Genomic DNA, 21,936 nt, shown 5'->3' with positions numbered 1-21,936 from the left:
TATATGACCATATGACCGACATGCGTCAGGCGGACCTTCGCCTGCCCCTGTACCAGCAAGTGCGCGACGCTTTGGCGCGCGACATCGCCAACCGAGTGTGGAAGCCCGGCGAAGCCATCCCCACCGAAGCGGAGCTGGTGGGACGCTTCCACACGTCCATCGGCACCATCCGCAAAGCAGTGGATCAATTGGTGGCCGACGAGATGGTGGAACGCCGCCAGGGCAAAGGCACCTTCATCAAACCGGCCAACTTCCAATCCTCGCTGCTGCGCTTTTTCCGCTTTCACGACGCCGCGGGCAAGTACCGCATCCCTGAAGCGAAGATCCTGCACCGCGAGCAACTGACGCCGCCGCCGGCCATCGCCGACAGCCTGCAACTTTCGCCTGGCGGGCAGGCCATCCACTTGACCCGCTTGCGCTACCTGGACCGCGAGCCGCTGCTGGCCGAATCGATCTGGCTGCCGGCGACGCGATTCCAGGCTCTGCTGGCGATTCCTTTGCCCAGCTTCGGCGACCTGCTGTATCCGCTGTATGAGGATTGCTGTCACCAGGTGGTGGCCTCAGCGCGGGAAACTCTGACCGCGGAAGCCATCGCCTCGCCGCATGCCGAACTGCTACAACTCGCGCCCGGCACTCCGGCCATCGTGCTGGAGCGGCTGGCCAAGGCTTACGACGGCAGCCCGCTGGAATGGCGCAGCGTACGCGGCCGCGCCGACAAATTCCGCTACCAGGCGGACATCCGCTGATTCCGCGCCGCCCGCGCCATAGCAGCGGCGCGAGGCGGCGCATCGACAATAAGCAAGAACCATAAAGGGCAGCATCATGTTGCATTGGTATAAGCAGGTCTCGCCGGGCGAACGCAAAACCTTCTGGGGTTGTTTCGGAGGCTGGGCGCTGGATGCGCTGGACGTGCAAATGTTCAGCCTGGCCATTCCGGCGCTGATCGCCGCCTTCAGCCTGAGCAAAGCTGAAGCCGGGATGATAGGCAGCGTGACTCTGGTGGCGTCGGCGCTGGGCGGCTGGATCATGGGCGCGGTGTCGGACCGCATCGGCAGAGTGTTGGCGCTGCAAATCACCATTATCTGGTTCTCGCTGTTTACCCTGCTGTCCGGCTTCGCTCAAAGCTACGAACAGTTGCTGGTGTTCAAAGCGCTGCAGGGCTTCGGCTTCGGCGGCGAGTGGGCCGCCGGCGCGGTCTTGATGGCGGAGATCATCCGGCCGGAACATCGCGGCAAGGCGATGGCCTCGGTGCAAAGCGCCTGGGCGGTGGGCTGGGGCGCTTCGGTGCTACTGTACTCGACGATCTTCCTGCTGTTCCCGGCGGAGATCGCCTGGCGCGTGATGTTCGGCATCGGCATCCTGCCTGCCTTCTTCATCATCTATATCCGCCGCCATATCCCGGAGCCGCCGCGCAGCGAACGCAAGGCCGCGCCCACGGTGCCCCTGCTGGATATTTTCAAGCCAGGCGTGCTGCGCATGACTCTGATTGGAGCCTTGATCGGCGTCGGCGCGCACGGCGGTTACGCCGCGCTGATGACCTGGTTGCCGATGTTCCTCAAGACCGAGCGCCACTTGTCCGTTCTCGGCACCAGCGGCTATCTGGCGGTAATCATCGTCGCCTTCTGGTGCGGCTGCATGGCCAGCGCCTACCTGCTGGACCGCATCGGCCGCCGCCTCAACCTGTTGCTGTTCTCAGTCTGCTGCGTGGCCACGGTGCTGATCTACGTGTTCGCGTCGCTGAGCAATCCGCTGATGCTGTTTCTGGGCTTCCCGCTGGGTTTCTTCGCCGCCGGCATTCCCTCCAGCCTGGGCGCGCTATTCAACGAAATATACCCCACCGGCATGCGTGGCGCCGGCGTGGGCTTCTGCTACAACTTCGGCCGCATCCTGTCCGCCGGTTTTCCCTTGCTGGTCGGTTACCTGAGCGATGGCTGGACCTTGGGCGCCTCCATCGGCGTCAGCGCCGCGATAGCCTATTCCATCGTTGCGCTGGCCGTGTTCTGCCTGCCGGAAACCAAGGGCAAGCCGCTGAACGACGCGCAGCCGGACCCGCGCGGACCGGAACCCCGCAACGCCCGCGCTTCGGCCTGAACGGCAAACGCGCCATTTCATCGAAATTGTGAGGTCACCATGGCATTAGACGAAATCGCCAACCAGATCACCGATGACGAGTTCGCCCTGGACACCATCCAGGGGGAGCGAGTCATCATCACCTCGCCCATCATCCTGGGCACAGCCGGCAGCGAATGGGAGGGTTCGCCGATTTTCCGCCGCGATTACCTGCTCGCCCTCTTGTCCCACAGCATTCGGCACAAAGTACTGAACGCCGCCGACATCGACGCGGCGCTAGACCTGGGCGCGGCGCGCAACGCTGCCTGTCAGGCCTGCGGCTGAACCCGGCGCCGATGATAGACGGGCACGCCCATATCTTCCTGCGCCGGCAAATCGGCGCCGCCCCGCTGCGCTACAAGCCGTACCGGGACGCGCCCTTGCAGGCCTATCTGGCTCAGCTGGACCAGTTCGGCATAGCCGGCGGCGTGCTGGTGCAACCTAGTTTTCTGGGCAATGACAACCGTTATCTGTTGCAGGGACTCCGCGAGAGCGAGGGCCGGCTTCGCGGCATCGCGGTGATAGCGCCGGACTGCCCGCTACCGGTCATGCGCGCCATGGACGACGCCGGCGTCGTCGGGCTGCGGCTGAACCTGATCGGCCGCCCGCTGCCGGACCTGTATTCACCGACGTGGCGCCGCTGTCTGGCTCATGCCGCCAGCCTGAACTGGCAAGTGGAGGTGCATCGCGCGGCGCAGGATTGGCCTACCTTGCTGCCGCCATTGCTGGCCGCCGGGGTCAAGGTGGTCATCGATCACTTCGGCCGCCCGCACCCGGTGCTGGGCGTGGACGACCCCGGCTTCCGGCGCATGCTGGACGCCGGCGCGGCCAGCGGCCGCATCTGGGTCAAAATCTCCGCGGCCTATCGCAACGGCCTGGCCGGACGCGGCGAGGACATCGCACGCGCCGCGCTGCCGCTGCTGGACAGCGCGCTGGGACCGGGGCGCTTGCTGTGGGGCAGCGATTGGCCTCATACCCAGTTCGGCTCCATCCGCTACGCCCGTACATTGGAACTACTGGAACAATGGCTTCCCGACATGGAGCGCCGCCGGCGCATCACCCACGACACCCCCGCCGAGCTGTTCCGCTTTGATACACAGACCACTACAGAAAATGGCGGTCGTCCGCTAGGTGGCTGGCCGGACAGCTGAACATCAACACCAGCGGCGCGGCGCCGGTATTGCTGAGTTGATGCTGGGTATTGGCCGGCACCACGAAGGAACTCTGCTCCGCCACAGCGTGAGTCCTCGCCGCTCCGGTAGCCACATCCACCAGCCTCATCTCGCCGCGACCGCTGACGATATGGTAATGCTCGTCCCCATGGCGATGATAATGTCCGTTGATCGCCACCCCAGGGGCGACTTCGGTTAAATAAGTGCTGAAGCCGGCATCGCCGGCCAATTTCAAGATCTTGATGCCCACGCTCTTATCGTAAACGCCATTTTCAAGCTCCAACTTCCAATCAATCACCTTCATGATATTCCTAATAAACAGTAAATTCAGACAAAATAATCATTACCCGCGATCAATTATTTCAAACCTGCCTGCCTTTCTCTCGATCTCGGTGAACTTTAATCCTTTAGTACAGTTAATCAAGTCCAAACAGCCATTCGCATTGACACTATCGAAACAAAAAATCTATAAGTGCCCAACTTAAGAAGCTGTTCAACGTTTAGAGAACAAGAGCGAGACAAAGCGTTGCGGCATGGAAACGCACGTTTGCATACAACGCGCCGCGTTGCAAAACCGGCTTCAACGCCATTCCAAGCATCTCGCCAGCGCGCAGCAAACATTGGACAGCGGCCGACGCGACAGCGAGGCCAAGACAGCGCACCCCGACATGACCAACCTCCGCACCAGGCGCACACTATGGACTATCAGCTAGTATCCCCTGAACGCTTCTCCGAAGAACAAAGCGAATTCGTGGCTCAGTTCCGCCAATCCGTTTCCCAGCTCTCCAGCCAAACCGATATGATCGTCGGCGCTAAAGACGCCAATTCCCGTCATCTGGCATCCAGCGACGCCTACGCCAGGATCGTTGCGCTCAAACGTGGAGACGATGTGGTGGACCGTCTGGATAAGGAAATGCCCTGCGAAGGCACTGCCCAGTTCGCCGATTGCTATGTGCAGGAAGATTTGGCGCTGATGAGGACCTGCGACCCGACACGCAAAGTCTCCATTCTCAACGTGCATGAATACGGAGACGGCCTCAAGGCGCGGGTATTCTCCAAACACTTGCTCAAACACGAAGCGACGCGCTCCATCCTGGGCACCATTTACTACGCCCATGAAATTGAAATCGCCAACTTCATCAACCTGATGCCCAATTACATTTTGGAGTTCGGCGCCGGCTGCAGCATAGAGCAAGTGCAAGGCGAATTGAAACTGCTTGATGTGGAATTAACGGAGTACGAACAGGAAGTCTGCTTCCTGATGTTGCTGAACTGGGACTTCAAGCAAATAGCCGACTTCATGAACAAATATCGCCCCAAGCCTAAAACCCGTGTGGCGGATTCTATTATCAAGAGCAAGAACTATATTTGCGAAAAACTGGGCTTGCCCACTCAGCGGCGCGCTGAATTATGCGATGCGCTGATTGCCGCCGGCATGCACCGAAAGATGCCGACATCGCTTTTCAGCAGGCTGATCGGTTCCAAACAATTGTGATATCCGACTGGGCATTCTCCATTTTTCTGGAGTTACCCCATAGGCATAAAAACGCTATGCTCTGAGCCTGGAGCGGTAAACCGCGCGACCGGACTGCCATCCCAATGCCGGCATCGCCGCTCCAATCACGCGGCACACCTGAGCGGCTGACGCATCTCGCCGGCTCGCGCCCTCAAGCGCGGCGCTATATCAAGATGCCGACCGCTCGACAAAAAAATACTTGAAACGCCGCCAGGCCCCCCTGCGCAACACAAACCGCGCTTTCCGCCATGCGCGCCGCCCAAGGCGGCCGGCGCCGGCAAGGCGACGCCAGGGAAACGGCGCGGCGGCCATTTCAAGATCAACGCGGGCCAAAGAGAAACCATGATGCGACAGGAGTCAGCAATGAGCATACGCGCCTTGAATTATGACAAGCATTCTGCAAGATCGTTATCGGGAATCGCCAGAAATGTGGAAGCCTTCGCGCTGGACACGATAGAAGGCGAACGCGTGATCATCACCCTGCCCGCAATCCAAGGCGAACAAGGCAGCGAATGGGAAGGGTCCTTGATTTTCCGCCACGACTACTTGCTTGAGCTGTTGGCTTACAGCGTGGAGCACGGCATCATCAAGCCCGGCGAGGTCAGCAAGGCCTTGATCGACGGCAGTTCGCGGCCCACCCAAATCTAAGCCCGAGTCAGAGCATCGCCCACCCGCCGCGCCATGCGCGGCGGTTTTGCGTTCAGCGCCCGTTCCGGCGGCAGATTTCCGCTAGCTCCTGGGCCGCTGCGGCCGGATCCGCCGCGCCGAACACACCCCCTATCACCGCGATCGCGTCCGCGCCGGCCGCCAGCGTCTGTCCGGCGTTGCCGGCGTCAATGCCGCCTATCGCCACCAAGGGCGCGCCCAAAATCCGCGCGGCGGCGAACAGGCTCAACTCCGCGCGCGCCGCATCCGGCTTGGTGCCGGACGGAAACACCGCGCCGAAGGCGACGTAACTGGCGCCGGCCGCCACCGCCCGCCGCGCCCTCTCCAGACTGTCGTAGCAAGACGCGCCTATCAACGCGCCTGCGCCCAACCGCCGCCGCGCCGCGCTTAATGCGCCGTCGTCTCGCCCCAAATGCACACCATCCGCGCCAACGCTCGCCGCCAGCTCCACATCGTCGTTGACGATGAAAACCACGCCGTAGCGCCGACACAGCTCGGCCAGCGCCCGCGCCTGCTCCAGACGCAAAGCCGCGTTAGGACTCTTGTTGCGGTATTGCAGAATATCGATGTGCGGCGCAGCCGCCTGCGCCAGGCTCAACAGCCGCGCGCTGTCCTCGGTGTCCGGCGTGATCGCGTACAGTCCCTTAAGCCTGGCCGGCATCGTCATCCTCGTCATCGCCGCGCGCCCAGAACATGCGGTCCGGCAAGAACTGCCCCATGCCGGGCCGGAAGCCGTTCAGCAAGGCTTGATAGGTGTACTCCTGCGCTTCCCTCACCGCTTCCGGCAGCAACAAACCGGTGGCCAGCATGCCGGCGATGGCCGAGGCCAGCGTGCAGCCGGAGCCATGGTAACTGCCCGGCAAGCGCTCCCAGGTATCGGAACGCACTAGGCCGCCGGGGCCGTAAAGCTGGTTGACCACTTCCTTAGTGTTTTCGTGAGTGCCGGTGATCAGCAGATGCGGGCAACCCAGCGCCAGGATGCGCTGCGCGCACTGCTCCAAGGTCAGGTCCTCGTCCTCGTCGGCGTCGTTGCTGGCGATGCGCCGCGCTTCAATGCTGTTGGGCGTCAGGATGGACACCTGGGGAATCAACATGTCGCGCATCGCCGCGATCAAGTCCTCGTCGGCCAACTCGTGGCCGCCGCCGCTGGCCAGCACCGGATCCAATACCACCGGGATGTCAGGGTAGTCGGCAATCAGCTGCGCCACTACCGCCACGTTCTCCACACTGCCCAGCATGCCTATCTTGAAAGCGGTGACCGGGATGTCTTCCATCAGAAAACGCGCTTGGTCATTGACCCAGTCCGCGTCCAACACCATAAAGTCATTGATGCCGACGGTATCCTGCACCGTAATCGCGGTGATCACCGACAAAGGATGGCATCCCAGGCTGGCTAGCGTCAGAATGTCGGCCTGAATGCCGGCGCCGCCGGAAGGGTCCGAGCCCGCCAGGGTAAGGACCACGGGAGGAGTGGGCTGAGTGGTCAAGACTGAAACCTCTTAGTTCTGTATAGGGTCGGAGCGGCCGGCGGGCGCATTGTCAGTCTCGCGGACCACTCTTAGAATAACTGTTTTACTCGATCACAAGGTGATGCGATGCGTACTTGGATGTGTCTGATCTGCGGCTTTATCTACGACGAGGAAGCCGGCCGTCCGGAGGATGGTATCCCGCCGGGCACCAAGTGGGAAGACATTCCGCCCAACTGGACTTGCCCCGATTGCGACGCGCGCAAGGACGATTTCGAAATGGTGGAAATCTGAGCCGGCTCAACCCGTGCCAGCCGCGATATCCCGCCGCGCCGCCGCTCGCCAGTGAAATGGAGCCGGGCGCTCAAGAGGCCATACCGCAATGAAAAGTTTCTGGAGTAAAACCCTGGCCGGCCTGCTGGCCGCTGCCGCCCTCGCCGGCTGTGCCCAGGTCAACACCACCCAGGGCGGCGCCGTCGGCGTCAGCCGCGGCCAGACCATGCTGCTGTCCAGCCAGGAAGTGGAGCAGATGTCGGCCAAGTCCTACGCCCAGCAGTTGGGCAAGGCGCGCGCCGCCAGCCAGCTCAACACCGACGCGGCGATGACGGCGCGGGTGCGCAAGATCTCCCAGCGCCTGATCGCCCAAGCGCCGGTATTCCGCCCCGACGCCGCCAAATGGCGCTGGGAAGTCAATGTGATGCGCAATGACGAACCCAACGCCTACGCGATGGCAGGCGGCAAGATCATGGTCTACTCCGGTCTGATCACCAAGCTCAAGCTGAGCGACGCCGAACTGGCCGCCGTCATCGGCCACGAAATCTCGCACGCGCTGCGCGAGCACTCGCGCGAGAGCATGAGCCAGGCCTATGCGCAGCAAGTGGGCCTGTCGCTGGTGGGCGCGGTGGCCGGGCTCAAGCAGAACCAGATGGACATGGCCGCGATGGCCGCCGACGTGGCGCTGTCAAAACCCAACAGCCGCACCATGGAGTCCGAAGCTGACATCATGGGCCTGGAATTGATGGCGCGCGCCGGCTACGACCCCAACGCCGCGGTGAATGTCTGGAACAAGATGATGGCGGCGGGCAGTAGCGGCGGCGCCGAATTCCTGTCCACCCACCCGTCCGGCCCCACCCGCATCCGCGACCTGCAACAGCGCATCCCGCAAGTGATGCCGCTGTACCAGGCGGCTAAGAAAGCCTGAACATGGCCTTGCGCACAGAGGATGTGGACGCCCTGCTGGCCCAGGCCCGCGCCTTGCCGGGCGCCGAGTTCGACATCAAGTGGGAAACCCGGCGCGTGCTCAGCCTGGAACGCAAGATGTTCGCTCTGTTCCACGACGACTCGGTGATGTACAAGGTGGCCGCCGACGATTTTCTAGTCCTCAGCGGCCTGCCCGGCGTGCGGCCGGCGCCATATCTGGCGAGGGCGCGCTGGATAGAAGTGGCGTCGCTGGAAGCCTTGAGCCTGGAACAACTGCACGCCGGCATCGCCGACGCGCGCCGGCTAGTGCTGGCCAAGCTGCCCAAGGCCGTCAGACAACGCTACGAGGCCTCGGCGTGAAAGCGCCCGGCCAAGCCCGGCTCCGCGCCGCACATCGGTCCGCGGCAGCCCCCACTTCAACGACAAGAACACCGTGAGCTACCTTTACCTCAAAGCCTTCCACATCTTCTTCGTGGTGTCCTGGTTCGCCGGGCTGTTTTACCTGCCGCGCCTCTATGTCAATCTGGCGCTGGCGAAACAGGACGCCGAATACCAGCGCCTGCTGCTGATGGCGCGCAAGCTCTACCGCTTCATGACCCCGCTGGCCGCGCTGGCGCTGGCCACCGGTCTTGGCCTGTGGCTGGGCTTCGGCATCGGCGGCGGCTGGCTGCACGCCAAGCTGACGCTGGTGCTGCTCTTGGTTGGCTACCACGGCTGTTGCGGCAAGCTCTACCGCGACTTCGCCGCCAAAACCAACCGCCGCAGCCATGCCTGGTTCCGCGTGTTCAACGAACTGCCTGTGCTGGTATTGCTGGCGGTGGTGATCCTGGTGGTAGTCAAACCGTTCTGAGGAGATGGATCGCATGCGCAAATGGATTGCATTGTGGCTGGGCTGCCTGCCCGCCTGGGCCGCTACCCCGCTCCCGCCCAAACCGGCGCTGCCGCCGGAAGTGGTCGCCACGCTGCGCCGCGACGGCGCCGAACTGCTGCGGCTGCCGATGTGCGTGGACGCCAAGGGCGCTTTTTCCGGCCAGCGCGAGGTGGGCGACGCCCTGCTCAGCGTAGGCGGCACCGTCGCCGCGGTGCGCGCCCATCACAAGCCGCTGCTGAACGCCAGCGCCAGCTGGAGCGATCAGGACGGCAAGCGCGTGATCAGCGCCCAGACCCTGATCGGGACGCAGCCGGAATTGGTGGGAAGCTGGCCACAGCGCAGCTCGCCTTACGGGCAAGCCAGCGGCGTCGAACAACAGCGCAGCAGCTTGTCGCTGTATCTGCAGATCTCGCCTCGGGCGGAAGCCTGCGGTAAACCCAAAGGCGAACAGATCGCCCATTAGAACCGGTTCAATGTCTGCCGCGCTTCGGCGATGCGGCGTTGAACTGGCTCCTAAGGAGTACGCATAAAATGGCAGTGGAAATCGAACGCCGCTTCATCGTCGTCGGCGACGACTGGCGCGGCCTGGCCCCCGGCGTGCAATACCGCCAGGGTTATCTGTCGGTGGAAAAGGAGCGCACCGTGCGCGTGCGCGTGGTCGGCGATCAGGCCTGGCTGACGTTGAAAAGCAATATCAGCAACGTCAGCCGCCACGAATTCGAATACCCGGTGCCGCTGGCCGACGCGCAAACCATCATGGGGGCGATGTGTCCGATGGTGGTGGACAAGCTGCGCCACCGCATCGAACACGGCGGCTTCATCTGGGAAGTGGACGAGTTCTTCGGCGACAACGCCGGACTGGTGCTGGCGGAAATCGAGCTGCCGGATGAGAGCACTCCCTTCGACAAGCCCGCTTGGATAGGCGAGGAAGTTACCGAGGACGGCCGCTACACCAACGCCTATCTATCCAAGACCCCCTATAGCCGCTGGTAGCCTCCCCCAAGCTTATCCACAGCACTCAGGCCGAGGTTTGACTTACCCACACCCTCCCGCCATCGGCCTCGGTTAAAATGGCGGCTAAGCACGGGCTCCGCGCCCGTCCCAATCCGAACCTACATCCGCGGCCGCGGCCGCCCACAAGGAAACGCACATGTCCCGCAATCTGGAGCTGTTTGAACGTGGCAAGAAATCCATCCCCGGCGGCGTCAACTCGCCGGTGCGGGCCTTCGGCCAGGTAGGCGGCACGCCGCGCTTCGTCAAGCGTGCCGAAGGCGCCTATTTCTGGGACGCCGACGACAAACAGTATCTGGACTACGTCGGCTCCTGGGGTCCGGCCATCGTCGGTCACGCCCACCCTGAGGTGGTGAGCGCGGTGCAGCAAGCGGCCGTCGGCGGCCTGTCCTTCGGCGCGCCCACCGAGGGCGAAGTGCTGATCGCCGAGGAAATCCGCAAGCTGCTGCCCTCGATCGAGCAAGTGCGACTGGTCTCCTCCGGCACCGAAGCCACCATGTCGGCGATCCGCCTGGCGCGCGGCTTCACCGGCCGCGATCTGATCGTCAAGTTCGAAGGCTGCTACCACGGCCACTCCGACAGCCTGCTGGTCAAGGCCGGCTCCGGCCTGCTCACCTTCGGCAACCCGTCCTCCGGCGGCGTGCCGGCAGATTGCACCAAGCACACCCTGGTGCTGCAGTACAACGACGTCGAACAACTGGAGAAGACCTTCCGCGAAATCGGCGGCCAGATCGCCTGCGTGATCCTGGAGCCCATCGCCGGCAATATGAATTTGATCCAGCCGTCGGCCGAGTTCGTCCAGGCGCTGCGCAGCCTGACCGAACAGCACGGCGCGGTGCTGATCTACGACGAGGTGATGACCGGCTTCCGCGTGGCGCTGAACTGCGCTCAGGGCCTGCACGGCGTCAAGCCGGACCTGACCACGCTGGGCAAGGTGGTGGGCGGCGGCATGCCGCTGGCGGCCTTTGGCGGCCGCGCCGACATCATGGCCTGCATCGCGCCGCTGGGCAGCGTCTACCAGGCCGGCACCCTGTCCGGCAACCCGCTGTCGGTGGCCGCCGGCCTGGCCACCCTCAAGCTGATCCAACAACCCGGCTTCCATGAAACGCTGGGCCGCCGCACCGCGCGCCTTGCCCAGGGCCTGGCCGACGCCGCGCGCGCGGCCGGCGTGACCATGAGCAGCGACAGCGTGGGCGGCATGTTCGGCTTCTACTTCAGCGAGCAAGCGCCCAAGTCCTACGCCGAAGCCACCCGTTGCGACATCGAGCGCTTCAAGCGCTTCTTCCACGCGATGCTGGACGAGGGCGTCTACCTGGCGCCGTCCGCCTACGAGGCCGGCTTCGTCTCCAGCGCCCACAGCGACGAGATCATCGAGCAGACCATCGCCGCCGCCGGCCGCGCGCTGAGCCGCGTCTAAGCCTGAACGCCGCCGCCTTCGCGCGGCGGCGCCTTTCCGCATGCACACTCCTCCCATCCGCCTGGCCTGGCGGCTGCGCGTCGAAGCCTCCGGCGTCGAACTGCAGCCCTGCGAGCAAACGCGAGGCCCCGACGGCTACGGCCGCGGCCGGCGCTTGCCGCTGGCCAGGCTGCTGGCCGAACAGGACGGCCTGGACTGGCTCAGCGGCCAGGACCGACTGATCCTGCGCGCGCTGGCCGACTTGCAGGCCGACATCGCCGCCGACCACCACGCGGCGCTGGACGCGCTCGCCGCGCTGCCGCTGCTGGTCGGCCACCCGGCGCTGTACTGGGCCGACGCGCCGGAACAGCCGCTGCGGGTGGAAGCCGGCCAGGTGGCGCTGGAACTGGAGCGCCAGGGCGAGCAGATCGCGCTGCGGCTGAGCCCGCCCGGCATCGCCGCCTGCGCCGGCGTGTTGTGGCGCAAGCTGGCGCCGGACCGGCTCGCGGTTTACCGGCTGGACGAGGAAGTGCGCCAGATCGCCGCCCTGCTCGGCCATAGCCTGAGCCTGCCCTGGCATGCCCGCAAGAAAGTGCTGGACGCCATCCGCGACATCGCGCCGGAGTTGCCCCTGCACGATGTCAGCGCCAGCTTCGACGACAGCCTGCCCAGCCAGCCGGCCGACGCCGTTCTGCGCGCGTTGCTGCGGCTGGACGATACCGGCCTGCGGCTGCAGCTGAAAGTGCGCCCGCATCCGGCCAGCGCGCTGTACGCGCCCGGCCGCGGCGCGCCCGGCCTGGTGGTGAGCGTGGACGGCGCCGCCCTGCAACTCAAACGCGACCTTCCCGCCGAACGCGCCCGCCTGCGCCGGGTCCACGCCGCCTGCCCGACGCTCGCCGCCGCGCGCCGCGACGGCGACGAATGGGTGGTGGACGGCCAGCAGGCGGCGCTGGACCTGCTGGCCGCGCTGCAAGCGCTGGACGCGGACACCCTGCAGTGCGAATGGCCGGCCGGCCAGCGGCAGCGCATCCGCGCCGGCGTCAGCCTGCCGCAGCTGAAACTGAGCGCCAAACGCAAGGGCGGCTGGCTGGAAGTGGACGGCGAACTGGGGCTGGACGACGGCAACATCCTGGCGCTGCGCCACCTGCTGGAAGCGCTGGCCGGCCAACCCGGCCGTTACCTGCGCCTGTCCGACGGCGACTGGCTGGCGCTATCCGACTCGCTGGCCGCGCGCCTGCGCCAGCTGACGCTGCTGGCCGACCACGCCGCACCCAGCGGCCTGCGCCTGTGCCCGCTGGCCGCGCCGCGGCTGGGCGAACTGGCGGCCGAGGCCGGCGCCTTCGACGGCGACGCCGGCTGGCAGGAGCAATGGCGACGGCTGCAGTCGCTGCAAGACTTCGAGCCCGAAGTGCCGGCCGCCTTGCGCGCCACGCTGCGGCCTTACCAACAACAAGGCTACAACTGGCTGGCGCGGCTGGCCCACTGGGGCGCCGGCGCCTGCCTGGCCGACGATATGGGCCTGGGCAAGACGGTGCAGACGCTGGCGCTCTTGCTCAGCCGCGCCGCGCTCGGTCCGCAGCTGGTGGTGGCGCCCACCTCGGTGGCGCTCAACTGGCTGGCCGAAGCCGCCCGCTTCGCGCCCGGCCTGCGGCTGCTCCCCTACCAACAGCACCGGCGGCTGGACACCGCCGGCCCCGGCGATCTGGTGGTGGCCAGCTACGGCCTGCTGCAACGCGACGCCGACGCCTTCGCCGAGGTGCGCTGGGCCAGCGTGGTGCTGGACGAAGCGCAGGCGATCAAGAACGCCGCCAGCCAGCGCGCCCAGGCCGCCCACGCGCTTTACGCCGATTTTCGCCTGGCCGCCAGCGGCACCCCGGTGGAAAACCACCTGGGCGAGTTGTGGAGCCTGTTCCGCTTCGTCGCGCCCGGCCTGCTGGGCAACGAAGACAAATTCCAGCAGCGCTTCGCCCAGCCCATCGCCGACGGCGACGAGGACGCCCGCGAAGCGCTGAAAGCGCTGATCCGCCCCTACCTGCTGCGCCGCACCAAGCAACAGGTGCTGACCGAACTGCCGCCGCGCACCGACATCACCCGCGCCATTCCGCTTAGCGAGGCGGAGATGGAGGTCTACGAGGCGATGCGCCAGCAAGCGTTGGACAAGCTGGCCCAGCCGGGCGAGGCCGAGGGCGGCGCGATGCAGGTGCTGGCCGAACTGACCCGGCTGCGCCGCTTCTGCTGCCACCCGACGCTGACCCAGCCGGACAGCGCGCTGCCCGCCGCCAAACAGACGCTGTTCCGCGAACTGATGCTGGAGCTGCTGGACAACGGCCACAAGGCGCTGGTGTTCAGCCAGTTCGTCGATCACCTCGCCATCGTCCGCCGCTGGCTGGACCAGCAAGGCATCCGCTACCAATACCTGGACGGCGCGGTGCCCGGCGCGCAGCGCAAGGCGCGCATGGACGCCTTTCAGGCCGGCGACGGCGAGGTGTTCCTGATCAGCCTGAAAGCCGGCGGCACCGGCCTCAACCTGACCGCCGCCGACTACGTGATCCACCTCGACCCGTGGTGGAATCCGGCGGTGGAGGACCAGGCCAGCGACCGCGCCTACCGCATGGGCCAGCAGCGGCCGGTGACGGTGTACCGGCTGGTGGCCCAGCACACCATAGAAGAAAAGATCGTGGCGCTGCACGCCAGCAAGCGCGAGCTGGCCGACAGCTTGCTGGACGGCGGCGACCTCAGCGCGCGGCTGGACGGCGCGGCGCTGTTGGAACTGCTGCGCCAGGGCTGAAAACCCCGTTCAAAGTCCGCAGCGCCTGGCCTCAGCCGCTGTTGCGCAAGCCGGCCGAAGTGCCGTTGATGGTCAGGTGGATCGCGTACAAGGCCTCGGCGTCGTCCGGCTGACGGCGCAGCCGGCTTAGCAACTCGGCCTGCAACAGGCCCAGCGCGTCCAGATACGGCAAGCGCGTTTCCAGGCTGCGATGCAGCGTCGGGTTCTTTTCCAGCAACGCGCTCTGGCCGGTAATGGCGTAGAAAGCATCCAGCGTAGCCTCCCACTCCGCCTGGATGCGGCCGAACAGGGCCTCCGCCAATGCGCGGTCCTCCACTAGGCCGGCGAAGCGGCGAGCAATGCCCAGGTCGGCCTTGGCCAACACCTGCTCCATATTTGACAGCACCACCTGAAAAAACGGCGAGCTGCGGTACAGGCTTTGCAGACGGGCGCGTCCGGCTTCGCCGTGACGCTCGATAAAAGCGCGCACCGCCGAGCCGACGCCGAACCAGCCGGGCAGCATCACCCGCGATTGAGACCAGGAGAACACCCAGGGAATGGCGCGCAGGTCCTTGATAGAGGCCAGGCTCTTTCGCGACGCCGGCCGGCTGCCGATGTTGAGCTTGGCGATGGCGTTGATCGGCGTCGCCTCCAGGAAGTACTGCATGAAGCCCGGCGCTTCCACCAGTTCGCGGTAGGCGCGATAGGCGGCGTCCGACAGCTCGTCGAACACGGTCTCGTCGGTCTCGCAGCTGGCGCAGCCGCTAAGGCTGGCTTCCAGCGTCGCCGCCACCAGGGCTTCCAGGTTGCGGCCGCCGATGGCCGGGTCCGAATACTTGGACGCGATTACCTCGCCCTGCTCGGTGATGCGGATGCGCCCGGCCACGCTGCCGGCCGGCTGCGCCATGATGGCCTCGAACGAGGGGCCGCCGCCGCGGCCCACCGAGCCGCCGCGGCCATGGAACAAGCGCAGCTTGACCCGGCCGTCGGCAAAGCAGCGCACCAAACGCTTCTCCGCCTGGTAGAGCTGCCATTGGCTGGTCAGATAGCCGCCGTCCTTGTTGCTGTCGGAATAGCCCAGCATCACTTCCTGCATGCGGCCCCGGCTATCCAGCAACTGTTGATACCACGGCAAGGCGAACAGCGCAGTCATCACCTGAGCGCTGCGGTCCAGGTCGGCGATGGTTTCGAACAACGGCACTAGGTTGACGCTGGAGCGCGGCTGCCCGTCCACCAGCCGGATCATGCCGGCTTCTTTTAACAGCAGCGCCAGCGCCAGCATGTCGCTGACCTGAGCGCAGTTGGAGATGATGCTCTGGCCGATGGCGTCGGCGCCGAACTGCCGCTGGATCAAGGCCGCCTCGCGGAAGATCGCCAGTTCCTTCTCGGTTTCGGCGCTGTAGTCCAGATAGGGCGAATACAGCAGCCGCGGCGTGGCCAGCTCGCGCAGCAACACGCGGCTTCGCGCCGCCTCATCCAGCGCGGCGAACTCCTCCAGCCCGGCGCGGGCGAACAGCTCGCCCACCACCGCCTCGTGGCTGCCGGCGAACTGGCGCAGGTCCAACGGCATCAGGAAGAAACCGAACACGTCCACCGCGCGAATCAGCTCCGCCAGCCGGCCGTCGGCCAGCGCCGCGCTGCCGTGTTCGCGCAGCGAGGCGTCCAGCACGGCGAGGTCAGCCTGGAACTCGGCCTGGTCGGCATAAGGCCTGTCAGCCGGCCAACGGCCGCTCAGGCTCACGCCCAGCTGCAGGCCGGTGGCCAACACCCGCGCCTCCATCGCCGCCAGCGCGCGCCGATACGGCTCTTCGCGGCGGCTCTCCTCCTGATCCGGGGTCAGCGCCGCCAAGGCGACCAAGGCCGGGCTGACGCCGACCAGACGTTGCGACAGCGACAGTTCGCGGTACAGCGCCGCCAGTTCGTACAGATAATGTTCAAACGCCACCTGCGCCTGGCGCGTCACCGCGTGGCGCAGCACCGCGGCGTCGACATTGGGGTTGCCGTCGCGGTCGCCGCCTATCCAACTACCGACGCGAATGAAGGACGGCAGCGGCGTTGTCTGGCCCCAGGTGGCTTCGATCTGCCGGTCCAAGCGCTGATACAGCGCCGGCAAGGCCTGGAAGAAGGTCAGCGGGTGATAGGCTACGCCGTTTTCGATCTCATCCTTGACAGCCAGCTTGAAGTGGCGGATTTCCGAGGTCTGCCACAGCGCCACGATCACGCGCTTGAGCTTGGCCTCCAATTCCCCCTCCTCTTCCGGCGTCAGGTCCGCCGCAGCCAGCTTGCCCAGAAAACGGCGCACCGCGCGGTGGCCGTCCAGCACGCTCTGGCGCTGCACCTCGGTGGGATGCGCGGTGAGGATGGCGCCGACATAGGCGTCGCGCAGGGTGTCGGCCAGCATGGCGATGCTGACGCCGTCGGCCTTCAACTTGCCCAGCGCTCGCGACAGGCTGCCCTGCTGCGGCGCGGAGCCGGCCTGCCGGTGGGCCCGGCGGCGGCGCACATGGTGCAGGTCCTCAGCGATGTTGAACAGCTGGGCGTACAGGCCGCAGGCGCGCACCAGCGCCATCGCCGCAGCCGGGCTCAACTCCGCCGCCAAGGGCTGGCTGCGTTCCTCGGCGCTGCGGCCGGCGATGGCGCGCACTTCGGCGTAGACCTCGGGGCCGGCTTGTTCGCTCAACACCTCGGCCAGCGCGCGGTCCAGGCGCGCCAAATCGGCGCGCAGCGGCAGGTCCTTGTCTAAATCGCTCATTCGGTATTCCTTGATGGTGACGGGCGGCTTGGCCGCTCCCGGTTTTTGAATCGGCTCAAGGCAGCGCGGCCGCTGGCGTCGCTGGCTTCAGGCGATTCGTTTCGCATGCAAAACATCATAGGCAGGCTTGCCGCTGTAGTGGCAACACTACTGTCATTTAACCCGTGAGATATTGACCTGAGTGCGCATTGCGCAACATCAAGCTTTGCGCCGCCATCCCGGCGACGCCGCGGCGCTGTGCGTCGGGCCGGCATGCTAGAATGCCCGCCATCCAAGCACATAGTCCGATCGGGAACCGGTTTCATGGACAAAATCGTCATCGCCAGCCGCGAGAGCCGGCTGGCCATGTGGCAGGCCGAACACATCAAGGCCCGGCTGCAAACGCTCTATCCCCACCTCAGCGTGGACATCCTGGGCATGACCACCCAGGGCGACCAGATTCTGGACAAGACCCTGTCCAAAATCGGCGGCAAAGGCCTGTTCGTCAAAGAATTGGAAGTGGCGCTGGCCGAAGGCCGCGCGGACCTCGCGGTGCATTCGATCAAGGATGTGCCGATGGTGCTGCCGGAAGGCTTCGCGCTGGCGGCGATATGCGAGCGCGAAGACCCGCGCGACGCGCTGGTGTCCGCCCGCTACGCGGACCTGTCGGAACTGCCGGACGGCGCGGTGGTGGGCACCTCCAGCCTTCGCCGCGAATCGCAGATCCGCGCCCGCTATCCGCGGCTGGTGGTCAAGCCCCTGCGCGGCAACGTGCAAACGCGGCTGCGCAAGTTGGACGACGGCGAATTCGACGCCATCATCCTGGCCGCCGCCGGACTCAAACGCCTGGGCCTCTCCGAGCGCATCCGCAAGGAACTGCCGCCGTCGGAAAGCCTGCCTGCCGCCGGACAAGGCGCGCTGGGCATCGAAATCCGCGCCGACCGCGCCGACCTGATGCAGCTGCTCGCGCCGCTGAACCACGCCGCCACTCACTCCTGTGTCAGCGCCGAACGCGCGCTGGCGCGCGAGCTGGGCGGCAGTTGCCAAGTGCCGCTGGGCGCCTTCGCCACCCTCAACGAGGGCACGCTGGCGCTGGGCGGCTTCGTCGCCAGCCCGGACGGTTCCGTGATGTTGACCGCCAACGCCAGCGCCCCGGCCGATTACGCCGACGCGCTGGGCCGCGCCGTGGCCAAAAAGCTGCTGGACGACGGCGCCGGCCCGCTGATTGAAGCGGTGCTGGCCGACCCGCGCTGAGACGACGATGCCGCGCGTCCTGGTCGCCCGCCCGCAAGCGCAAAGCGCCGAGCTGCTGCGTCTTCTCGCCGCAGCGGGCTTCGACGCCGGCCATCTGCCGCTGATGGAAATCGCGCCGCAACCGGACGCGCTGGCCGTTTTGCCTGGGCAAGCAGCGGCGGCGAGTTGCCTGATTTTCGTCAGCCCCAGCGCCATAGATCAGGCCTGGCCGGCGCTGCAAACGCTGGACCTAGCCCACAAGCGGCTGGTCTGCGTCGGTCGCGCCAGCGCCGCCAAATTGGCCGCGCTCAGCGGCAGGCCGGTGCTGCACCCAACCGAGGGCAGCGACAGCGAAGCCCTGCTGGCCCTGCCTGAGCTGGCCGATATGCGCGGGCAGCGTACGCTCATCGTGCGCGGCGTCGGCGGCAGGCCCCTACTGGCGCAAAGCCTGGCCGCGCGGGGCGCGGCGGTGGAGTTCGCCGAGATCTACCGCCGACTGGACGGCGCACCGGACTGGGCGGCCTTCGACCGCGCGCCGCCGGACGCCGTGATCGTCACTTCCGGCGAAATCGTAGAGCAATTGTTCCGTCTCGCTGGCCCCAGTCGAATCAGGACGTTACAATGCTTGCTGTATTGCGTGCCGCATCCGCGCGTTGCCGACCGGCTCGCCGCGCAAGGCGCGACGCGCATCATGACAACCCGGGCCGAAGACAGCGCACTGGTCGCCGGCCTTAAAAAATGGTTCTGTCGTCACCCATGAGCGAATCCCAGATCACCGAAACCGCCAAACCCGAGTCCAAGAAATCGCTGAGTCCGGCCCTGCTGATCGCCATCGCCGCGCTGGGCGTGTCCGGCTGGCAGTACTTCAGCACCCAGCAGGAACTGACCGCCGCCCGCCAGGAACTGGCGCGCCGGCTGGCCGAAGGCAGCGGATCCGCCAAGGAACTGCGCGCGATGACCGAGCAGGCGATCAGCGCCAACCGCGCCACCGAAGGCCGTCTGGCGCTGATGGAGGCCCGCGTCAACGAATCCGCCGGCCAGTACGCGACCCTGAACGGCATGTACCAGGAGCTGACCAAGAACCGCACCGACTGGCTGCTGTCCGAGGTGGAACACACTCTGGCCATCGCCAGCCAGCAGCTGCAACTGGCCGGCAACGTGCCGGCCGCCGTGTCCGCGCTGGAGATGGTGGACGCGCGCCTGGCCAAATTCGATCGCCCGCAATTGATCGGCGTGAAAAAAGCGGTGGCCACCGACCTGGAAAAACTCAAGGCCCTGCCCTATCTGGACAGCGTCGGGCTCACCGTGAAGCTGGACCGGCTGATGCTGTCCTCCGACAGCCTGCCGCTGGCGGTGGACGCTCACCGGCTGGCCAGCCAGAAGCCGCAGGCCAAGGCGGCGACGGCGGCCAGCGCGCCGCTGTGGGAGCGCTTGGTGGCCGACGTCAGCAAGAGCCTGGGCGAGTTGATCCACATCCGCCGCATGGACAAGCCGGAAGCGCTGTTGCTGTCACCGGAGCAGGCTTTCTTCCTGCGGGAAAACTTGAAAATGCGTCTGCTGGACGCTCGTCTGGCGTTGATCCAGCGCGACGGCAAGACCTTCGCCGCCGACATCGTGGCCGCGCGCAGCTATGTGCAGCGCTACTTCGACCGCGACGCGCCGGCCGTCACCCAATGGCTGGGCACGCTGGGCGAACTGGAAAGCGCGCCGCTGGACGTGGCGCTGCCGGATATGAACGCCAGCCTCAAATCGGTGCGCGACGCCCAAGGCGCAGCAGGAGAATAAACCGTGAAATTCGCCTTGTGGATTACCGGGCTGTTTGCCCTCGCGGTGCTGGTCGGCCTGGCCGCCACCCTGAACACCGGCTACGCCATCCTGTTTCTGCCGCCATATCGGATGGAGGTGTCGTTCAACCTGCTGATCGTATCGGTGGTGGTGCTGATTTTCGTGGTGCATCTGGTGCTGCGCATGGTGGCGGTGGCCGCCAATCTGCCGGCGGAAGTGCGCCGCTTCCAGCGCCAGAAGAAGCTGAAAGCCTCCCGCCACGCGCTGCGCGAAGCCGGCATCTCCTACTTTGAAGGCCGCTTCCAGAAAGCCGAGCGCGAAGCCAGCAAGTCGCTGGACGACGAATACTCGCCGGAAAACAAGGCCCTGGCCCTGCTGATCGCCGCCCGCTCCGCCGGCGCCGCCGGCGACCTGGACAAACGTGACGGCTATCTGGCGCAGCTGGACGCCATGCCGCCGCGGCTGCAACTGGCGCGCCATATGCTGGACGCCGAGCTGAAGCTGGAAGCCAAGGACCCGCTGGGCGCCTTGGCCGCCATCGAACGCGCGCGCGCGCTGTCGCCCAATCTGACCAACGCCTTGCGGCTGGAATTGAAGGTCCGCTTGCTGCAGAAACAACCGGAAGCGGTGCTGGCTCTGACCGAGAAACTGCTCAAGGCCGACGCGCTGGAGCCGGAACAGGCGCGGCGTTATCGCTTGGCAGCCTATCAGCAACAGCTGGTCACCCTGCTGGGCGGCCAGGAAATCCGCGACTGGCTGCGCCGCATCCCGGAAGCCGAGCGCAGCAATCCGCAGCTGATGGACCAAGTGGTGGCGCGGCTGATCGTGTTGCAGGACTACGATTACGCCGCCACCCTGCTGGCCGGCGCGCTGGCCAACGACGATCACGACACCCCGGAGCTGTCCCGCGAGCTGGGCAAGCTGGCCGAGCACCTGAGCGAGGATAAACGCCTGGAGCTGCTGAAAACCGCGGAAAACTGGCTGAAGAAGCGGCCGCGCGACCACTGGCTGCTGATGGCCTTGGGCCGGCTGGCCTTGTGCCAGCAGCTGTGGGGCAAGGCGCAAAGCTATCTGGAGGCAAGCGCTTCGATATCGCCGACGCTGTGCGCCCACGCCGAACTGGCGCGGCTGTTCGAAGCCACCGGCAAGGAAGAGCTGGCGGCTCAGCATTACAACAAGAGCCTGGAACTGGCGCTGAAGCAGGGCTGCTGATTCCGCTCGCTTTATACGAAAAAGGACATGCTCCCGCATGTCCTTTTTTTATTGCCTTGTTATGCCCTCTCAACTCGACAGCAGCAGCACGCCCCAGGCCAGCGCCAGATAGCGCGCCGCCTTGCCAAGGGTCAACCACAAAATGCTGGACCACCAGGGCAGACGCAGCCAACCCGCGGCCAGCGGAATCGCGTCGCCAACCACCGGCAGCCAGGACAAGACCAGCACCGCCGGGCCGAAGCGCTGGAACCAGCCGGCCAGCCTCGGCGGCAACTCCTTGCGCGGCGCCAACCTCCCCAGCCACAGGCTAGTGACGCTGCCGGCGGTATTGGCCACCGTGGCCACCAGCAGGGCCGGCCACAGCCAGTCCGGCCATTTGTACAGAAAAGCGGACAACGCCAGCTCGGAATTACCGGGCAAAATGGTGGACGAGGTGAAGGCAGACACCGCCAACCCGCCCAGCCCCAGCCACACCAAGTGGCTCATTCATCAAACTCTATGGTTTCGCCGCAGGCGGCGGCGATGGCGGCACTGAGGGTGGAGAAGAATTCCGAGCCGTCGCGCGCGGCGATCCAGCGGCCGTCGCGGAAGGCGAAGTGGTAGCCGCCGCTCTTGGCCGCTATCCACAATTCCTGATTGGCGGTGTGGCGGTTGACGATGATCTTGGCGCCGTCGCTGAACTCGATATCCAGCACATTGCCGGACACCAGATAGTCGGCGTCCAGATCATTGTCGTCGATGGCGGCTTCGATGCGCGTGAAGATGGCGTCGGTGTGCCGCAGAAATTCGGTTTCGTTCATT

General features: G+C 65.7%; 24 protein-coding genes. 18 read left to right on the top strand and 6 right to left on the bottom strand.

The features are described 5' to 3' along the window. Positions 1-11: 11 nt before the first annotated feature. The 4 genes from MOV80_RS05015 (at position 12) to MOV80_RS05000 (ending at position 3,260) form a co-directional block, all read left to right on the top strand. The gene (locus tag MOV80_RS05015) at positions 12-746 is read left to right on the top strand and encodes a GntR family transcriptional regulator (RefSeq protein ID WP_198001616.1); all 735 of its coding nucleotides are present in this window, start codon (positions 12-14) and stop codon (positions 744-746) included. A gap of 76 nt (positions 747-822) precedes the next feature. Further along, positions 823-2,091: an MFS transporter gene (locus MOV80_RS05010; protein WP_081575453.1), complete on the top strand. Its 1,269-nt coding sequence runs from the start codon at positions 823-825 to the stop codon at positions 2,089-2,091. A 39-nt stretch (positions 2,092-2,130) separates the two neighbouring features. Then, positions 2,131-2,394 carry a hypothetical protein gene (locus MOV80_RS05005; protein ID WP_081575452.1) on the top strand — a complete coding sequence of 88 codons (264 nt, stop codon included), beginning with the start codon at positions 2,131-2,133 and terminating at the stop codon, positions 2,392-2,394. 11 nt (positions 2,395-2,405) lie between these two features. Next, positions 2,406-3,260: an amidohydrolase family protein gene (locus MOV80_RS05000; RefSeq protein WP_118268453.1), complete on the top strand. Its 855-nt coding sequence runs from the start codon at positions 2,406-2,408 to the stop codon at positions 3,258-3,260. Here the strand turns inward: MOV80_RS05000 and MOV80_RS04995 are convergent. Continuing rightward, a complete protein-coding gene (locus MOV80_RS04995) occupies positions 3,214-3,585 on the bottom strand; it encodes a cupin domain-containing protein (RefSeq protein WP_019103088.1) in 372 nt (123 codons plus the stop codon). The genes MOV80_RS05000 and MOV80_RS04995 overlap by 47 nt on opposite strands. Before the next feature lie 393 nt (positions 3,586-3,978). On the opposite strand from MOV80_RS04995, the gene MOV80_RS04990 reads away from it, so the two are divergent. Next, positions 3,979-4,776 carry a hypothetical protein gene (locus MOV80_RS04990; protein WP_043589389.1) on the top strand — a complete coding sequence of 266 codons (798 nt, stop codon included), beginning with the start codon at positions 3,979-3,981 and terminating at the stop codon, positions 4,774-4,776. A 384-nt stretch (positions 4,777-5,160) separates the two neighbouring features. Next, positions 5,161-5,445, top strand: coding sequence for a hypothetical protein (locus MOV80_RS04985; RefSeq protein WP_141113209.1), 285 nt, complete (start codon positions 5,161-5,163; stop codon positions 5,443-5,445). 52 nt (positions 5,446-5,497) lie between these two features. On the opposite strand, the gene thiE is transcribed toward MOV80_RS04985, so the two are convergent. Then, positions 5,498-6,124 carry a thiamine phosphate synthase gene (thiE, locus tag MOV80_RS04980; protein WP_081575450.1) on the bottom strand — a complete coding sequence of 209 codons (627 nt, stop codon included), beginning with the start codon at positions 6,122-6,124 and terminating at the stop codon, positions 5,498-5,500. Continuing rightward, the gene (thiD, locus tag MOV80_RS04975; RefSeq protein WP_039756173.1) at positions 6,108-6,950 is read right to left on the bottom strand and encodes a bifunctional hydroxymethylpyrimidine kinase/phosphomethylpyrimidine kinase; all 843 of its coding nucleotides are present in this window, start codon (positions 6,948-6,950) and stop codon (positions 6,108-6,110) included. The genes thiE and thiD overlap by 17 nt, the downstream gene beginning before the upstream one ends. 108 nt (positions 6,951-7,058) lie before the next feature. Between thiD and MOV80_RS04970 the strand changes: the two genes are divergently transcribed. The 8 genes from MOV80_RS04970 to MOV80_RS04935 all read left to right on the top strand — a co-directional run bounded on the left by MOV80_RS04970 (position 7,059) and on the right by MOV80_RS04935 (position 14,195). Further along, a complete protein-coding gene (locus MOV80_RS04970) occupies positions 7,059-7,223 on the top strand; it encodes a rubredoxin (protein ID WP_039756174.1) in 165 nt (54 codons plus the stop codon). Positions 7,224-7,311: 88 nt separating this feature from the next. Then, positions 7,312-8,130 carry a M48 family metallopeptidase gene (locus MOV80_RS04965; RefSeq protein WP_118268454.1) on the top strand — a complete coding sequence of 273 codons (819 nt, stop codon included), beginning with the start codon at positions 7,312-7,314 and terminating at the stop codon, positions 8,128-8,130. A gap of 2 nt (positions 8,131-8,132) precedes the next feature. After that, positions 8,133-8,489, top strand: coding sequence for an MmcQ/YjbR family DNA-binding protein (locus MOV80_RS04960; protein WP_118268455.1), 357 nt, complete (start codon positions 8,133-8,135; stop codon positions 8,487-8,489). A 73-nt stretch (positions 8,490-8,562) separates the two neighbouring features. Further along, on the top strand, positions 8,563-8,979 hold the full coding sequence (locus MOV80_RS04955) for a CopD family protein (protein ID WP_118268456.1): 417 nt from the start codon (positions 8,563-8,565) through the stop codon (positions 8,977-8,979). Between the two features lie 13 nt (positions 8,980-8,992). Then, on the top strand, positions 8,993-9,463 hold the full coding sequence (locus MOV80_RS04950; protein WP_118268457.1) for a hypothetical protein: 471 nt from the start codon (positions 8,993-8,995) through the stop codon (positions 9,461-9,463). Between the two features lie 68 nt (positions 9,464-9,531). Next, entirely contained in the window at positions 9,532-9,993 is a 462-nt protein-coding gene (locus tag MOV80_RS04945; protein WP_019103557.1) for a CYTH domain-containing protein, read from the top strand. Between the two features lie 157 nt (positions 9,994-10,150). Next, on the top strand, positions 10,151-11,428 hold the full coding sequence (hemL, locus tag MOV80_RS04940; protein ID WP_118268458.1) for a glutamate-1-semialdehyde 2,1-aminomutase: 1,278 nt from the start codon (positions 10,151-10,153) through the stop codon (positions 11,426-11,428). 40 nt (positions 11,429-11,468) lie between these two features. Then, the gene (locus tag MOV80_RS04935; protein WP_052051860.1) at positions 11,469-14,195 is read left to right on the top strand and encodes a DEAD/DEAH box helicase; all 2,727 of its coding nucleotides are present in this window, start codon (positions 11,469-11,471) and stop codon (positions 14,193-14,195) included. Between the two features lie 31 nt (positions 14,196-14,226). On the opposite strand, the gene ppc is transcribed toward MOV80_RS04935, so the two are convergent. After that, positions 14,227-16,926 (bottom strand): phosphoenolpyruvate carboxylase, encoded by a 2,700-nt coding sequence (gene ppc, locus MOV80_RS04930; protein WP_043589358.1) that lies wholly within the window; start codon positions 16,924-16,926, stop codon positions 14,227-14,229. A 303-nt stretch (positions 16,927-17,229) separates the two neighbouring features. On the opposite strand from ppc, the gene hemC reads away from it, so the two are divergent. From hemC to MOV80_RS04910, 4 genes are read left to right on the top strand one after another with little or no spacing between them, the layout of a single operon-like run. Continuing rightward, a complete protein-coding gene (gene hemC / locus MOV80_RS04925) occupies positions 17,230-18,159 on the top strand; it encodes a hydroxymethylbilane synthase (protein ID WP_043589357.1) in 930 nt (309 codons plus the stop codon). A gap of 7 nt (positions 18,160-18,166) precedes the next feature. Beyond that, positions 18,167-18,898 carry a uroporphyrinogen-III synthase gene (locus tag MOV80_RS04920; protein ID WP_019103562.1) on the top strand — a complete coding sequence of 244 codons (732 nt, stop codon included), beginning with the start codon at positions 18,167-18,169 and terminating at the stop codon, positions 18,896-18,898. Next, positions 18,895-19,923: a uroporphyrinogen-III C-methyltransferase gene (locus MOV80_RS04915; protein ID WP_019103563.1), complete on the top strand. Its 1,029-nt coding sequence runs from the start codon at positions 18,895-18,897 to the stop codon at positions 19,921-19,923. The genes MOV80_RS04920 and MOV80_RS04915 overlap by 4 nt, the downstream gene beginning before the upstream one ends. Before the next feature lie 3 nt (positions 19,924-19,926). After that, positions 19,927-21,135: a heme biosynthesis protein HemY gene (locus MOV80_RS04910; protein ID WP_019103564.1), complete on the top strand. Its 1,209-nt coding sequence runs from the start codon at positions 19,927-19,929 to the stop codon at positions 21,133-21,135. Positions 21,136-21,204: 69 nt separating this feature from the next. Here the strand turns inward: MOV80_RS04910 and MOV80_RS04905 are convergent, their stop codons facing one another. Then, complete coding sequence (locus MOV80_RS04905) at positions 21,205-21,621, bottom strand: YqaA family protein (protein WP_019103565.1); 417 nt, start codon at positions 21,619-21,621, stop codon at positions 21,205-21,207. Beyond that, entirely contained in the window at positions 21,618-21,935 is a 318-nt protein-coding gene (gene cyaY, locus MOV80_RS04900) for an iron donor protein CyaY (protein ID WP_043589353.1), read from the bottom strand. Before cyaY ends, MOV80_RS04905 begins: the two co-directional genes overlap by 4 nt. Between the last annotated feature and the right edge of the window lies 1 nt (position 21,936).

It is taken from the genome of Chromobacterium sp. IRSSSOUMB001 (assembly GCF_023507765.1).
GTDB classification, from domain to species: domain Bacteria; phylum Pseudomonadota; class Gammaproteobacteria; order Burkholderiales; family Chromobacteriaceae; genus Chromobacterium; species Chromobacterium haemolyticum.
Note: the sequence above shows the minus strand (reverse complement) of the source record. Positions and strands in the feature narration are given on the sequence as shown.

What these genes read in the sequence shown, in the direction of transcription:
- MOV80_RS05015 (WP_198001616.1), top strand. Translation starts at nt 12, where the DNA reads ATGACCGACATGCGTCAGGCGGACCTTCGCCTGCCCCTGTACCAGCAA.
- MOV80_RS05010 (WP_081575453.1), top strand. Translation starts at nt 823, where the DNA reads ATGTTGCATTGGTATAAGCAGGTCTCGCCGGGCGAACGCAAAACCTTC.
- MOV80_RS05005 (WP_081575452.1), top strand. Translation starts at nt 2,131, where the DNA reads ATGGCATTAGACGAAATCGCCAACCAGATCACCGATGACGAGTTCGCC.
- MOV80_RS05000 (WP_118268453.1), top strand. Translation starts at nt 2,406, where the DNA reads ATGATAGACGGGCACGCCCATATCTTCCTGCGCCGGCAAATCGGCGCC.
- MOV80_RS04995 (WP_019103088.1), bottom strand. Translation starts at nt 3,585, where the DNA reads ATGAAGGTGATTGATTGGAAGTTGGAGCTTGAAAATGGCGTTTACGAT.
- MOV80_RS04990 (WP_043589389.1), top strand. Translation starts at nt 3,979, where the DNA reads ATGGACTATCAGCTAGTATCCCCTGAACGCTTCTCCGAAGAACAAAGC.
- MOV80_RS04985 (WP_141113209.1), top strand. Translation starts at nt 5,161, where the DNA reads ATGAGCATACGCGCCTTGAATTATGACAAGCATTCTGCAAGATCGTTA.
- thiE (WP_081575450.1), bottom strand. Translation starts at nt 6,124, where the DNA reads ATGCCGGCCAGGCTTAAGGGACTGTACGCGATCACGCCGGACACCGAG.
- MOV80_RS04970 (WP_039756174.1), top strand. Translation starts at nt 7,059, where the DNA reads ATGCGTACTTGGATGTGTCTGATCTGCGGCTTTATCTACGACGAGGAA.
- MOV80_RS04965 (WP_118268454.1), top strand. Translation starts at nt 7,312, where the DNA reads ATGAAAAGTTTCTGGAGTAAAACCCTGGCCGGCCTGCTGGCCGCTGCC.
- MOV80_RS04960 (WP_118268455.1), top strand. Translation starts at nt 8,133, where the DNA reads ATGGCCTTGCGCACAGAGGATGTGGACGCCCTGCTGGCCCAGGCCCGC.
- MOV80_RS04950 (WP_118268457.1), top strand. Translation starts at nt 8,993, where the DNA reads ATGCGCAAATGGATTGCATTGTGGCTGGGCTGCCTGCCCGCCTGGGCC.
- MOV80_RS04945 (WP_019103557.1), top strand. Translation starts at nt 9,532, where the DNA reads ATGGCAGTGGAAATCGAACGCCGCTTCATCGTCGTCGGCGACGACTGG.
- hemL (WP_118268458.1), top strand. Translation starts at nt 10,151, where the DNA reads ATGTCCCGCAATCTGGAGCTGTTTGAACGTGGCAAGAAATCCATCCCC.
- MOV80_RS04935 (WP_052051860.1), top strand. Translation starts at nt 11,469, where the DNA reads ATGCACACTCCTCCCATCCGCCTGGCCTGGCGGCTGCGCGTCGAAGCC.
- ppc (WP_043589358.1), bottom strand. Translation starts at nt 16,926, where the DNA reads ATGAGCGATTTAGACAAGGACCTGCCGCTGCGCGCCGATTTGGCGCGC.
- hemC (WP_043589357.1), top strand. Translation starts at nt 17,230, where the DNA reads ATGGACAAAATCGTCATCGCCAGCCGCGAGAGCCGGCTGGCCATGTGG.
- MOV80_RS04920 (WP_019103562.1), top strand. Translation starts at nt 18,167, where the DNA reads ATGCCGCGCGTCCTGGTCGCCCGCCCGCAAGCGCAAAGCGCCGAGCTG.
- MOV80_RS04915 (WP_019103563.1), top strand. Translation starts at nt 18,895, where the DNA reads ATGAGCGAATCCCAGATCACCGAAACCGCCAAACCCGAGTCCAAGAAA.
- MOV80_RS04905 (WP_019103565.1), bottom strand. Translation starts at nt 21,621, where the DNA reads ATGAGCCACTTGGTGTGGCTGGGGCTGGGCGGGTTGGCGGTGTCTGCC.
- cyaY (WP_043589353.1), bottom strand. Translation starts at nt 21,935, where the DNA reads ATGAACGAAACCGAATTTCTGCGGCACACCGACGCCATCTTCACGCGC.